This is a genomic window from Algoriphagus algorifonticola (genome assembly GCF_007655305.1).
Taxonomy (GTDB): domain Bacteria; phylum Bacteroidota; class Bacteroidia; order Cytophagales; family Cyclobacteriaceae; genus Algoriphagus; species Algoriphagus algorifonticola.
In genome coordinates this window covers 13,888-27,191 of sequence record NZ_VLOG01000060.1, presented here as the reverse complement: position 1 = coordinate 27,191, position 13,304 = coordinate 13,888, and the positions used below count along the sequence as shown (strand labels likewise).

The 13,304-nt window shown below is 39.0% G+C and carries 11 protein-coding genes; 4 read left to right on the top strand and 7 right to left on the bottom strand.

The window, feature by feature from the left end:
- Positions 1-7: 7 nt before the first annotated feature.
- From FL972_RS16720 to FL972_RS16710, 3 genes are all read right to left on the bottom strand, one after another.
- On the bottom strand, positions 8-1,465 hold the full coding sequence (locus FL972_RS16720) for an amidohydrolase (RefSeq protein ID WP_144607094.1): 1,458 nt from the start codon (positions 1,463-1,465) through the stop codon (positions 8-10).
- A 772-nt stretch (positions 1,466-2,237) separates the two neighbouring features.
- Positions 2,238-4,109, bottom strand: coding sequence for a gamma-glutamyltransferase family protein (locus FL972_RS16715; protein ID WP_144607092.1), 1,872 nt, complete (start codon positions 4,107-4,109; stop codon positions 2,238-2,240).
- Between the two features lie 146 nt (positions 4,110-4,255).
- On the bottom strand, positions 4,256-5,281 hold the full coding sequence (locus tag FL972_RS16710) for a carboxypeptidase-like regulatory domain-containing protein (protein ID WP_250161376.1): 1,026 nt from the start codon (positions 5,279-5,281) through the stop codon (positions 4,256-4,258).
- A gap of 233 nt (positions 5,282-5,514) precedes the next feature.
- Between FL972_RS16710 and FL972_RS16705 the strand changes: the two genes are divergently transcribed.
- On the top strand, positions 5,515-6,876 hold the full coding sequence (locus tag FL972_RS16705) for a DEAD/DEAH box helicase (protein ID WP_144607088.1): 1,362 nt from the start codon (positions 5,515-5,517) through the stop codon (positions 6,874-6,876).
- 44 nt (positions 6,877-6,920) lie between these two features.
- Positions 6,921-7,364 carry a DinB family protein gene (locus FL972_RS16700; protein ID WP_144607086.1) on the top strand — a complete coding sequence of 148 codons (444 nt, stop codon included), beginning with the start codon at positions 6,921-6,923 and terminating at the stop codon, positions 7,362-7,364.
- 89 nt (positions 7,365-7,453) lie between these two features.
- On the opposite strand, the gene serA is transcribed toward FL972_RS16700, so the two are convergent.
- Positions 7,454-9,346: a phosphoglycerate dehydrogenase gene (gene serA / locus FL972_RS16695; protein WP_144607084.1), complete on the bottom strand. Its 1,893-nt coding sequence runs from the start codon at positions 9,344-9,346 to the stop codon at positions 7,454-7,456.
- A gap of 221 nt (positions 9,347-9,567) precedes the next feature.
- Between serA and FL972_RS16690 the strand changes: the two genes are divergently transcribed.
- The gene (locus FL972_RS16690) at positions 9,568-10,101 is read left to right on the top strand and encodes a DUF4920 domain-containing protein (protein ID WP_144607082.1); all 534 of its coding nucleotides are present in this window, start codon (positions 9,568-9,570) and stop codon (positions 10,099-10,101) included.
- Positions 10,102-10,305, top strand: a complete 204-nt coding sequence (locus FL972_RS16685; RefSeq protein WP_091653803.1) for a hypothetical protein — start codon at positions 10,102-10,104, stop codon at positions 10,303-10,305.
- Between the two features lie 150 nt (positions 10,306-10,455).
- Here FL972_RS16685 and FL972_RS16680 read toward each other — a convergent pair whose 3' ends face one another.
- The 3 genes from FL972_RS16680 to FL972_RS16670 all read right to left on the bottom strand — a co-directional run bounded on the left by FL972_RS16680 (position 10,456) and on the right by FL972_RS16670 (position 13,037).
- Positions 10,456-11,343: an HAEPLYID family protein gene (locus FL972_RS16680; RefSeq protein ID WP_144607080.1), complete on the bottom strand. Its 888-nt coding sequence runs from the start codon at positions 11,341-11,343 to the stop codon at positions 10,456-10,458.
- A gap of 43 nt (positions 11,344-11,386) precedes the next feature.
- The gene (locus FL972_RS16675; RefSeq protein WP_144607078.1) at positions 11,387-11,770 is read right to left on the bottom strand and encodes a hypothetical protein; all 384 of its coding nucleotides are present in this window, start codon (positions 11,768-11,770) and stop codon (positions 11,387-11,389) included.
- A gap of 268 nt (positions 11,771-12,038) precedes the next feature.
- Positions 12,039-13,037, bottom strand: coding sequence for an IS110 family RNA-guided transposase (locus FL972_RS16670; RefSeq protein WP_144602881.1), 999 nt, complete (start codon positions 13,035-13,037; stop codon positions 12,039-12,041).
- Positions 13,038-13,304 lie beyond the last annotated feature (267 nt).

Sequence of the window (13,304 nt, the reverse complement as noted above, 5' to 3'; positions counted from 1 at the left end):
AGAGGTATTATTGCAAATTAGAATTGATAGGAGGAGGGCCATCAGGAACGAAGCCTTTGTAGACATAGTCACCTTTTTTCTCCTTAAATTCAGTTTTTACGGACTCTACTAATTCAGGGTTTTGGAATAAATCTACCATTGTCATAGATAGTGCCTTAGCAGCATAAGCCATTCCCTTATGACCAATGGACATTCCTCCGGCAGCTACAACCGCCCATGAATGCCATGGAGTACCATTGGGTGCAGTAGTGGCAGATAGACGGATAGTAGGAACTACCCAGCTGACATCACCCACGTCTGTGCTTCCTCCCATACTATGTTCTGCTGTTTCTTCCATGGGTTCGATTTTGGAGACCAAACCAATTTGAGGTTTTCCAGTAGCCTCTTGGATCTTTTTCGCGAAGTTTTGCTCCTCTTCGGTATAGCTGATAGAGCCTAGGTTCTCAAGATTTTTCTGAAGCGCTGCTGAGCCGGTTCTATTGACTAAAACCTCATGCACCCCTGAAATCAAATTGACCTTATAATCTACATTAGCCAGAATAGCAGCTCCTTCAGCCATTTCTTCTACACGCTTCCATACAGGCACTAATCCCTCCCGACTGCTGTCTCTTACTCTTACCCAAATTCTGCTATAATCAGGAACAACATTTACAACCTGGCCAGCATCTTGAATATGATAATGGATTCTAACAGTAGGTTTGATATGCTCACGATAATAATTAATTCCGGAAGTGTATAGTTCTAGAGCATCACTGGCACTTCTTCCATTCCAAGGATCGGCAGAAGCGTGTGCAGCCTGACCAAAAAACTCAACTTGAAAATCCACTAGAGCCAGTCCTTTCTGAACAGCGGCTTTTGTTTCGGCAGCAGGATGCCAATCCATCACTACATCTACATCGTTAAAAAGTCCTGCTCTCACCATCCATAATTTTCCAAAGAACTTTTCTTCAGCAGGAGTGCCATAAAATCGGACTGTTCCTTTAATTTTTCCTTGATCTATCAAGTCTTTAATGGAAGCTGCTGCTCCTAATGAAGCAACTCCAAATAGATTGTGCCCACAACCATGGCCAGGAGCTCCTTCATTTAAAGGGCTTTTGTAAGGAACCTTGTTTTGAGATAATCCGGGTAAAGCATCAAATTCACCTAATATGCCGATCACCGGAGATCCAGAACCATATTCAGCAACAAATGCCGTAGGTATTTCGGCCACACCTCTTGTCACTCTGAACCCTAGTTCTTCCGCATAATCAGCCAAGGCTTTAGCTGATTGAGTTTCTCTAAAAGCGATTTCTTCAAAGGACCAAATCCTATCGCTCAGGTCAGTGAGTGCATCAAATCTTTGATCTACGGAGGCTTTGACTTCTTCCTTTAATGGGTTGGGTTTCACCTTCTTTTGAGCAAAAGAAATATTGCTCAAGCTTAAAGTGAATATAGCAGTTGTAATTGCTAGGTAATTGTATTTCATCTGTTTATAATTTGTTTTTCAGTGGTCAGATGGAATGCCCTACCCCGATTTATCGGGGCATCCCCTTCCTGATCCGCCGCGGCGGACGGGACAAGTTGTGTGAGATTTATTCTCATGGGCATTTTATTTATTTATCTATTTAATTTTTGATGTGTTTCTACTAAAATCCTTCCCGTCATTCGGAGGGACAGGCCCTCGCATCTTTTAATGAAGTATTTCCAATTATTTCTAATGTTAATTTCTACCCATCCGCCGCAGCGGACAAGTTCTTGCTGGCATTGAGATATCGTTTCTAAATGAATCAATTGCGCCAGCGCAAGGGTAAATCTCTTTATCATTTATACCATGGGTTGCACCCAGGCCTGCCTGACACAGGCGGGGCTAATACATTTCGCTCCTTCAGTGCTTTTGATATAGGTTTAAATTAAAGTTTATTTCGCCAAAGGCGTATTTCTAGTTATTTCAATTGTATTTCTTTTAAAATCCCCCTTGCCCCCTTTTAACCCGAAATATGCAGTAGACTTCTTATTACGAGTCCAAACCGCTTCAAAATCAATCGCTTTGCTGTATTTAGCTCAATCACCGTAGCGGTGCTATGCTTCATTCTCCGCCTCAGGCGGATTGATTTTATTGCGGTTTGACCTCTCACTACAGATTCTAATGCATAATCCGGGTTTAATTTTTCTCACTTCGCCGAAATTTGTAGAAAGGTCCAAAGGGGGAATTGATCCGTATCTCGCCGAAGGCATATTTTAATTGTATTATTTAAAATCTACCAAGCAATTCCATAGTCATCTCCATAATTGGAGCTTCCTCCCCAGAAACTGCCGTGTTTCCAGTCAAACCAAATGGCATTGATAGGTCCGGAAGTTCTTGGCCAGAAATCCATGATATAGCCCTTTTTCATTAAATCTGCTCTAATCCAGGTAGGTGTATCATCTCTCAATGACATGGCGCCTGGTTTAATCTCATGAGCCCCGAAAGAACTTTGCATTTGGTAAGAATTGATATTTGCAGCCTCTGCAGCTTCCTGCACATCCATGTCAAATTCTACAATGTTTAGGAAATATTGTAGGAGGTTTTGGTCTTGAGAGTCTCCACCTTGAACCGCAAATGATAAAAATGGCTTTCCATCTTTTAAAGCTAGGCTTGGAGTAAGAGTAACTCTTGGTCTTTTTCCTGGCTCAGGTAAGTTATAAGGATTTAATTTTTCGTCTAATACAAAGCTTTGCATACGCTGAGAAAGTCCAACGCCTGTATTCCCTGCAATCACGGCCGGAACCCATCCACCACTTGGAGTTACAGAAACTACCCAACCATCTGCATCTGCTGCTTGAATAGAAGTGGTGCCACTTTGAAATTCCTGTAAAAACGGATCATTTGGACCCTGAATTGGCATTCCAGGATTATTGATCGCCATTGAATTATCGGAATTATTCAATAGACTTTTAAACGGATTACTTCCTCCCTGAAAAGGGTAAGGATCACCAGCCTTGATGGTTGGATCGTTTTTATCTTTGATTAGCTTGGCTCTTTCTTTGGCATATTCCTTGGAAAGAAGACCTTTTATTGGACTTCTAGGCTCGAATGCTGGGTCTGAATAATAAAAGTCCCTATCAGCAAAAGCCAAATTCATCGCTTGGTAAATCGTATGGATATATTCGGATGAATTATAGCCCATTGATTTCAGGTCAAAGTTTTCGAGGATATTTAAACTTTGTAACAAAGCTGGACCCTGAGTCCATTCTTGAAGTTTATAGACGTCTATACCTTTGTAATTCACAGACAAAGGGTCCTCAATTTTCACTTTCCAATTAGCTAAATCTTCTTCTGTGAACAAGCCGCCCTGCTCTTGAGTACCTCTAACAATTTCTTTTCCAATATCTCCCCTGTAGAATCTATCATTAGCCGCATAAATGGCCTCTTTTCTTGATTTCCCATTTGCCAAAGCCTCTTTTTCGGCATTCACCAATTTCTGTAATGTTTGGAAAAGATCTTCCTGAACGAACATTTCACCCGCTTCAGGTCCTTCTCTGTCTTCTCCTAAGTGAGGTAAAAATATCTTTTTGGAATAAGGCCATTGCTTGATTCGCTCTTTTCCGCTTTCTATGCTATTGGCTGTTTGTGCCTCTATAGGATATCCTTTTGCGAGTTGCATGGCAGGTTTTAAAACCTGCTCCAAACTCATGCTTCCATATTCAGCCAACATGGTCATCAAACCTCCAGGTGTGCCGGGAGTAGTTGCTGCTAATGGACCATATGCAGGCGGGTAATCCATTCCTTTAGATTTGTAAAAATCTACTGTTGCTCCTGTGGGAGCCACTCCCATTGCATTGATAGCAATTACTTTCTTTAGACCCGGGTGATAAATTAAAGCTTGAGTTTCTCCACCCCAAGAAAGCACATCCCACATGGTAGCTGTAGCAGCAAGCATAGCACAGGCAGCATCTACTGCATTTCCTCCTTGCTGAAAGATAGTGGCACCTGCAGTGGCTGCCAAAGGTTTACCAGTGATTGCCATCCAGTTTTTACCATGTAAAACAGGCTTGTTGGTTGGAGTTTGACCTGGAGCTAAACCCGGAAGACTTTGCCCCATAACTGCTATTGGAAATAGAGCAAGGACGATCAGTATCAGTTTTTTCATATGATTTCTATTTGTTTTTTAAAGGCCATTACCTGTCCCGATAATCGGGATGGAATCCCTGCCTACGGCAGGCAGGTTGCATATTTTCACCAATACATCGGCTCATCCCGGTGTTTGTCACCTCCGACATGTTCAATTTCATTTGGTTAAGGATTTTTTTCATCCAAATCATCCAGAAGCTGGCTCATGATGGGCCTGAATCCAGGAAATTGGGAATTGTATTGGGTGAATAGTTTGAAAATAGCATTGGGGTCTTTGATATTTAGACTATTATCCTCAGCAAAGTCTTCCATTTTCTCGGCATTTTCACCAAAAATCAGGAAGAACTTCTTTCTATTCTTAGGTACTTCGATCACATTTTTACCCACGAGATAATAGTAAATATTTCTTTTAATGATCTGATCATTTCGCTGACCTACCATCAAGGCTGTATTATAATTGGATTCTTTGAAAATTGCCATAGTTCTTCGCATGAGTGGTAATTCTCCATCTACTAAAACTTCAAAAAAACCAGAAATTGGACTTCCTTCATCTCTGAAATCCATTCCATTGACAAAGTATCTTGGAACTCTGTGGGTAGAATCCACCCAAACTATATTCTGAATTCTTAAACCAGGCATGACGGAAACGAGATTATTTTCCGGCTCCATCAATTCAAACATATTCGAGACAATATTATATCGTACCCGAAACCCTTCAAGCATTTGCTGATCTCTGTAGAGTAGGATGGAGGCTGAATTCCATTTGGGATCTAAATAATTGTTCCCTTCCAATTTTTTAGGTTCAGGCGCTATACCATACACCATATTGCCACCAATGAAATTAGGACGCTCATTGATGAGTCTCAAAATATTATCGGATCTAATCGTTTTCTGTAGTGCGGCTCCGCTTCCTTCCGCTCCAAATCGCACCAAAAACAAATCCCCGAGATCTGTATCTTTTTGAAGGTTTACTACTCGCTCCAAGCGATTATATCCTTCAAAGTTGAGAGAAAGGGTGTACTTATCTTCTGGTAAATCTTTGAATTCAAAATTACCACCGGCTACACTTACCCTCCCATAGGCAGTTCCTCTAAGAGTAACACTGACTCCATCGAGATAATTATTGGATTCTGAATCCAAAACTCTTCCGGACAGCGTAAAATTTTGAGCACTTGCGCAAAAAATGCACACAAAAAATAAGATGCAGGATATGAATAATTTTGGGAATAATTTCATTGTATTAGTTACATATAGTGGGAATATGAAATATAGGAAAATCATAGGTCCTGATCAACAGTTCAAAAAGTATGGAGGAAATTTTAAGACTACATGCTATAATCTTTTGCAAATTGGCATACCTAGGGAATTAGAGTTATATTTGGAAAGGTTCGGCCTAAAGTTTTTAATCATTAAATAATCCCAAATTGGATTTCTCATCATTTAATTTCGAATCTTCTTTACAAGAAGGATTGGATGCAATGGGTTTTGATCAACCCACACCTATACAAGAAAAAGCAATTCCTGTCATTATAGAAGGTAAAGATTTAATCGCCTGCGCTCAGACAGGAACTGGTAAAACAGCTGCTTTCATTCTGCCTGTACTGAACAAAATAAGTAAGTCTGGCTCCAATAATTTAAATACCCTAATTTTAGCACCTACCCGGGAGCTAGCCATTCAAATAGACCAGCAAATACAAGGCTTTGCCTATTTCTTGGGAATAAGTTCGATCCCAGTATATGGAGGAGGAGATGGCTTGGTTTGGGAGCAGCAAAAAAAGGCTCTTGAAACGGGAGCGGAAATTGTGGTTGCTACCCCTGGAAGACTCATTGCGCTATTGGCGGGAGGAAAAATAGATCTCAGCTCTTTGGAACACTTGATTTTGGATGAAGCTGACAGGATGATGGATATGGGTTTTTCAGACGATATTCTAAAAATCGTGAATTATCTGCCCAAAAACAGGCAAACAATCCTGTTTTCAGCTACTATGCCTCCAAAAATCAGAAGCTTCAGCATGAAGATTTTGAATAAGCCTGAGGAGATTTCAATTGCTATTGGAAAAACAGCTACTGGAGTTACTCAGTCCATGTATTCAGTATATGATACCCAAAAAGAGGATTTGGTATCCCATATATTATCTCAAAAAAACTATGAAGCAGTAATCATCTTTGCCTCAACAAAGGATAAGGTGAAAGCTCTTTATAAGGCATTGAAGAAAAAGTTTGATGTGGAAGCTTTTCACTCTGATTTGGAGCAGCTTGAGCGCGAAAAGATCATGTCTGCTTTTAAAAACAGAGCTGTAAAAATCTTAGTCGGAACGGATATTATTTCAAGAGGAATTGATGTGGTAGGTATTGAGTTGGTTATCAATTACGATACCCCAAGTGATCCTGAAGATTATGTGCATAGAGTGGGAAGAACTGCTAGAGCAGATATGGAAGGCGAGGCCATCACTTTTGTAAATCCTAAAGACCAATACAAGTTTGTTAGAATTGAAAACCTGATTGGTATGGAAGTAACTCAAGTGCCTCTTCCAGAAGGATTTGAAAAAGGACCAGATTATAGTCGAGAGCCAAAGAAAAAATCTGGAGATTCTTTTAAATCAAAAAATAAGAAGTCAGGATTCTCAAAGAATAAAGGAGGTTTTAAGGTTAATCCTCATAAAAAGAGAGAGAATTTTGATTCCTCTGCATCCACATCAACTGGAACTCCTCAAGAGAAAAAAAGTACGTCTAATAAGCCAGGAAAATTTGGACCAAGAAAAAATGTGATTGATGACGAAGGCTAAGATTTAGCTTTTTTTAGTGATATTTTCAGTCAACAGCTACTCATATGATCAAGGAATTAATTGAATTATTTGAACGAGATTTAAAAAGATTAGAGAAAGAATTAAAGGCTTTTAAGAAGGAAGAAAATCTTTGGAAAACTCAGGGAGGAATTAGTAATACAGCAGGAAATCTGATCCTTCATTTAAATGGAAATTTGCGAGCCTTTATTTGTAAAGAAATAGGTGGATTCGATTACACCAGGGATAGAGATTTTGAGTTTGCAGGAAAAGGTGTTTCCAGAGAAAAAATGGGAGCTGAGATTGAATTGGTTTCTAAGCAATTAGTAGCAAGTCTGGAAGGGTTAAATGAGGAAACTTTAAATCAATCTTATCCTGAAGAAAAATTTGGGTATCCTATGACTTATGGCTTTTTCTTGATGCACCTTTATGGTCATTTTAATTATCATTTAGGTCAGATCAACTATTTAAGGAGAATTTTGGAAGGATAATTTGAGTCCAAAATAAACTTGTCATTAAATCAAGACGCCCTGCTGAATAGCAAGGCGTTTTTATTATTATCTAATCTCTTATGAATTTTTTAGTATAGCATCCTAAAGCGAATAGTTCCCGGAATTGTTTTAAGTGCTTCAATCGCATCCGAAGAATAGGCCTTGTCAATATCAGTGATTACGTAGCCTATTTTTTCATTTGTCTTCAAGTATTGACCAACAATATTGATCTCAAAGTTCGCCAAAATCTGATTGATTTTCGCCAATACTCCTGGCTCATTTTGGTGAATATGGATCAGTCTATGAGCATCTTTCAGGAACGGTAATTGGATGTTAGGGAAATTAACTGAGTTGAAAGTATTCCCCGTATTGATATACTCCATGATTTTACCAGGAACAAATCGAGCGATATTTTCCTGAGCCTCCAAGGTACTTCCTCCAATGTGTGGAGTTAGAATAGTATTTGGAAGGCCGATCAATTCAGAAACAAAAGGCTCACTATTGTTCTTTGGTTCCTCTGGGAAAACATCAACTGCACAGCCTCTCAAATGGCCGCTTTCCATTGCCTCTTTCAGTGCTTCAATTTCTACAACATGCCCTCTACTTAAATTGACCAAAATTGCACCCTTTTTCATCTTTTGGATTCTCTTTTTGTCCAAGAGGCAATTGTTGTCTTTTCGACCGTCCACATGGAGAGAAACAATATCACAGGTTTCCAGTAGCTGGTCTAAAGAGTCTAGTTTTGTTGCATTTCCAAGGGCTAGTTTTTCTATTACATCATAATAGAAAACATTCATACCCATGTTTTCTGCCAAAACTGAAAGTTGGGCACCGATATTTCCGTAGCCTACGATTCCTAACTTTTTACCCCTGATTTCAAAGCTTCCGCTAGCAGACTTATCCCACTTCCCCTGATGCATATTGACTGATTTATCAAAAAATCCACGCATCAAGAAAATGATTTCTGCGATAGCCATTTCTACTACAGAACGGGTATTGCTAAAAGGCGCATTGAATACAGCAATTCCTTTTTCCTGACAGGTTTCCAGGTCAATTTGGTTAGTCCCTATACAAAAGGCTCCAATGGCAATCAGACGATTGGCATTTTCCAATACCTTTTTGGTCACGTTAGTCTTAGACCTGATTCCAAGAATAGATACATTTTGAATTTTCTCACAAAGCTCTTCTTCACTCATTGCTGAGCTTACAACTTCAACCTGGTATCCTTCTTCTTTTAATAACTCGACTCCTATTGGATGAACGTTTTCAAGCAGCAATACCTTGATTCTGCTTTTGGGATAAGAAAACTTGGTATTGAGCTTATTGATGTATAAAATCTCATCCAAACTAGGGGCCACGTGATCTGCCTGAGAAGCTACTTTCGGGCGATGTACATTCTCTGTGAAAGCATAGAATTTATTCGCCAAACCAGAAGCTTTGATTTCATAGTCGGTATACCCATCACCTATCACATAGATATCGCCTTCCAAATTGATCTTTTTAATGGTTTCTGCCTTGCCGTTGTTTTTGGATAGGGGATTATCTCTATTGAAGTCTACGATCTTTCCAGACTCATCGTAGACGAATTCATTGGCAAATACATTCTCCTTTTTGATACCATAATCAGCTACAATCGGAATTATGAAATCCTTGAATCCATTGGAAATTATGAATATATCATCTGCGTTTTCCTGTAAAAACTCCTTATTCCTTTCGAAGGATTTAGATACTTTCTTTTTCAAAGCATCAATCAAGTCTGAAATCTGAGCTTTGTTTGCTTTGAGAATATCCAATCTTAGCTCCAAACTTTCGCGGAAAGTCACCGAGCCCTCCATCCCTTTATCTGTAATATCTTTGATGGCCTGAAGTTTTTCTTCCGCTTTTGGATCGCCACTAAGAGAGATTTCGCCCAAAATATCCAGGGCTTCTACCTGAGTAAAGGTACTGTCAAAATCGATGATGAATTTTTTGGTTTGAGACATGTGCAGGGTCTTATTGAGAATTCTCTGTAAAATTAGCGTATTGTTAAAAAAATTGAAGTTTTATTAGAGATTTTGTTTCAAATACTTTTGAAAGTAGAATTTTCCGCAATCGATTGTGTGGTTTTAAATAAAATAGAGGCTGATTTCTTTGAATCAAAACAAGCATATTAAATTTTTATACTGCGTTCTTTCATTCTATTTTTACAGTAAAATATTCAGTTATGCATAAGTCAACTATCTACGCACTTTTAATCGGACTATGTTTTATCAGTCTTTCTTGCTCTAATTCCAAAGATCCGTACGCCAACCTTCCTCAGCATGAAATGGGGAAAGTTGTTGGCGAGGTCGAGTCGGTACCTGGGAAATTTGGAGAAAATATGGACGGAAACCTCCAGCTTACTCAATTAAACTCCATGATTGAAGAAGTAGAAAAGAATGGATCTTACGAAGGAGTTATTCAAGGCGAAATCAAAGAAGTATGTACCAATAAAGGCTGCTGGTTTTCCATGGATTTACCTAATGGAGAAAGCATGAGAGTTACATTTAAGGATTATGGATTCTTTTTGCCTACTAACAGCCAAGGCTATCCTATAATCATAAAAGGAGTGGCCAATATGGTTGAAACTGATGTGGAAACCCTAAGACATTTTGCTGAAGATCAAGGCAAATCAGAAGAAGAAATAGCAAAAATTACAGAGCCGAAAAGAGAAATCACCTTTGAGGCAAGTTCGGCAATCATTCAGGAGAAAGCGTAAATGGCAATAGCGTTAGATAATCTTCGGGTAGGCAGAAGGTATGTGTTGGTCAATCAAGGGGAGGTTAGAAAACTCGAGATTATGGCTAGGCTTCATGGAGATAACTTTAAGGTGAAAGATCTGGAAACCTTGGAGTATTATACAATTGAAGAGCTTTTGCAATGGGGCAAAGGAAAAGATTATGATTTGGACGAAATCAGATAAATGTAAAAACCGATATCAAATCCATTTCTAAAAATTAAACGCCTCCTTCACAATCAATTGGGGAGGCGTTTTCAGTTTTTGATCAGTGTTTTAATCGATTCAAATTTTTTGTGCTTGAATGAAAAAGAGTTTTGAGAAGTAAGTTAATTTTTAATGCATGGACCGGAATCCCGGCTCATAAATGATTCTCACAAAGCTTCCCAAGCCCCTGTTGGGATTATCTATAGGAATGGCACTGACAATACCTACCATCAGGTTTTCGGCCAAGCCCACCCTCATTTGAGGCCTCAATACGGTATGAAGGTTTCCATCATTCAGCACCTTGTTAATTTCTACGCCTATGAAGTTTCTGGTTCCAGAAATCATGTAATGAAAATTGGAATTGATTTCATATTCAACATGAGATCTACCACCAAACTCTTTTTCGATGCGGGGTCCAGTATAGATTAATGTATGGTAATTAGTTCCCCATCTTTTTGCCGCGATTAGAAATGGATTGAAAATGTTGCCTTTGAAGGTGCCCTCATTTTCCCATCTATCGAATCCTCTCATTTCAAATTCATGGATATAACCCAAGGCCATGGAGATATTTTGTTTTTCCTTGACTAAGAAAGTCCACTGAGTTGCTAGCTTGATCGATTCCAGTCTATTATCCGGTTGACTATTTGGGTTTTCCAAATTCCTAAAGGAATAGAAGGAAAATGGGAGTTCGACCTCGAAACCTAAGCGGTCAATTGGCGCCCATTCGTATTCCACTAAAGCATGGAATTCATCAAAATCTCTTCTGTCATCCATGCCAAAGCCTATGTTCCATTCCTTTTCTCCCTTTCTTGCACCCAAGTCACGGATCAAGTCAATGTAAAGTGGCTCAGCATGGAGAACTTTTGGCTTTTTATGAGAAATATCGGGCTGTTCTACCTCCCGGATAAAAACTGAGTCTAGGTATTGTCTTTCTAATTTAGTACTGTCAGTTTCTGTTTGGCCGTATGCACGCCATGTCAGGCAGAATACAATAGCCGCCGTAAATATTTTTTTCATTATGGTTCCTGTTTAATTTGAGTTTGAAAACTGCCTTAATTAATCAGGATCTATCGGGAGGGGGAGGAGTGAGGGAAAGTAGAGGAGGAAGTGTCTTTTTAACCAAAGACCCATCTTTTTTCTCCAATAAAAATAATTCCGGCTTTAGCGTAATTTCAGGAATCAAACACTGATAAACCTTTAATTTTTTCAGTGATTTGTCTTCTTGATTGGTTCCATTATCGGGGATAACATCCCCATCACCATCTAATATATATTCGAAAATCACTTCGGATATATTATCAATAGGATCATCTAAGTACATTTTAGCATGACCTTCAACGCCTCCTTCATAAAAATTAGCGGAGAGGTTAATAAAATTGATAAGGAGAATGTAGGAAAAAACCCTTACCCATGTTGCATACTTACTAGTTGATCGAACTGACAATTTGATATTCTTTTTCCAGCTGCAAAATTAACGAACTTATTTAGCCTAGGTTGTTAATTTTCATAAAAAGAAGAATGTGCTGGAAGTCACTGACAACTTTTGAATAATTAGTACCTTCGTATTAAATACAAAATGGATATCCGCTTTCTTATCAGTATTGACAAAAATCCGGCTTATTTTCTGCTGAGAGGATCAAAATCAGGCAAGGTCACGGAAGCTTCGCCTGCCAGTATTCTAAGGTTTAAGCAAGAAGATTTTCAGTTTTTTTTCATGCGGCATATTTTAATATGTCTACATAGCTGGAATTTCGGTTGACAACAGCAAAAGCCCTTGCAATAAGTTTATTTCTGATAATATTAAGTGTGCTCATTTTGCTTTTCCCTTCACCGGTTCTTCTCTTGTAATAGGTCTTCATCTCAGTGCTGTATTGGATGGCTGTGCCTGCACATAATGTCAGCAGTGTTTTAATTCTCTTATTCGCCAGCGGACTGGTTTTGGTTCTCCCTCGATAGGATGTACCTGACTGGTTGGGAAACGGTGCTGTTCCTGCATAACTGGCAAACTTTCTCCAGCTATCGAATAGGGTAAACCCTTCTGTTAAGACGATAAGTGCAACAGCTGTCTGTGGGCCTATGCCCTTGATAGAGTTAATCAGCTTATATTGGTTCATTAACAGTTCATCTTTGCGTAAAAGTTTGTCTATTTCTTTCTCTACGGTTTCGATCTGTTTATCTAAACAAGCGATTACTTCGGTATTGGATTTTTGATAGACTTTTAATTTGTTTTCTGAAACTACAGCTTCATATTCTTTGATACGGGTGATGTAAGCTGCTCTGTCTTTTACAAGTCGCTCTCTGTAATTAAACAGCTTTTTGAGATCCTGGATGACCTTTTTGGGAGGAACAGTGGGGATAATCTTCTCCTGCTTTTCATAAAGATATTCAGCTATGTCTTTAGAGTCTGCCTTGTCTGACTTACCTCTTCTTATTCCCAAGGATCGCTTTAATTCAAGTCCTGAGATGATATAAAATGGTAGGGAGTGCTTTTCAAGAAACAAAGCAAGTTCTGAAGAATAAATCCCAGTGGATTCAAATCCGAAAAGCAGTTCTTCTGCGAGTATTAACCCAGAGTTTTCCATTACCCATTCCACCAGCTCCTGGTAACCTTTCTCATTATTTTCAAAGACTGCGTGGCATTGGTTGATCTTCAGATAAGCATCAAGTGTAGATTTACTTACATCGACTCCAATAATTGATTTGAATTTCATAATTTAGACATTGAAGTTTAACAAATGAGAGTTGCGGAAACTAAAACCTTTAACAGGCCTAAAGCCTAAAATTCTAACTGGTTACTGGCAACTCAACTAAGAATGGGGACTGATACTGGCAAGAGGTCGCTAGCCTAGCCGTGGCGAAAGTTCACCCCATTCTTTTTCAATTTATTCAATATCTGAGTCACTTAATAATCGTAAAGATATTAGCTCTGATTTTCTCAAATAATTCTACTTTGCAAACCTAAAGGCCGTGGCTGGGTC

Bases quoted from the DNA above. Each gene is read 5' to 3' on its own strand.
- serA (WP_144607084.1), bottom strand. From the start codon at position 9,346: ATGTCTCAAACCAAAAAATTCATCATCGATTTTGACAGTACCTTTACT.
- FL972_RS16720 (WP_144607094.1), bottom strand. From the start codon at position 1,465: ATGAAATACAATTACCTAGCAATTACAACTGCTATATTCACTTTAAGC.
- FL972_RS16700 (WP_144607086.1), top strand. From the start codon at position 6,921: ATGATCAAGGAATTAATTGAATTATTTGAACGAGATTTAAAAAGATTA.
- FL972_RS16670 (WP_144602881.1), bottom strand. From the start codon at position 13,037: ATGAAATTCAAATCAATTATTGGAGTCGATGTAAGTAAATCTACACTT.
- FL972_RS16680 (WP_144607080.1), bottom strand. From the start codon at position 11,343: ATGAAAAAAATATTTACGGCGGCTATTGTATTCTGCCTGACATGGCGT.
- FL972_RS16690 (WP_144607082.1), top strand. From the start codon at position 9,568: ATGCATAAGTCAACTATCTACGCACTTTTAATCGGACTATGTTTTATC.
- FL972_RS16685 (WP_091653803.1), top strand. From the start codon at position 10,102: ATGGCAATAGCGTTAGATAATCTTCGGGTAGGCAGAAGGTATGTGTTG.
- FL972_RS16715 (WP_144607092.1), bottom strand. From the start codon at position 4,109: ATGAAAAAACTGATACTGATCGTCCTTGCTCTATTTCCAATAGCAGTT.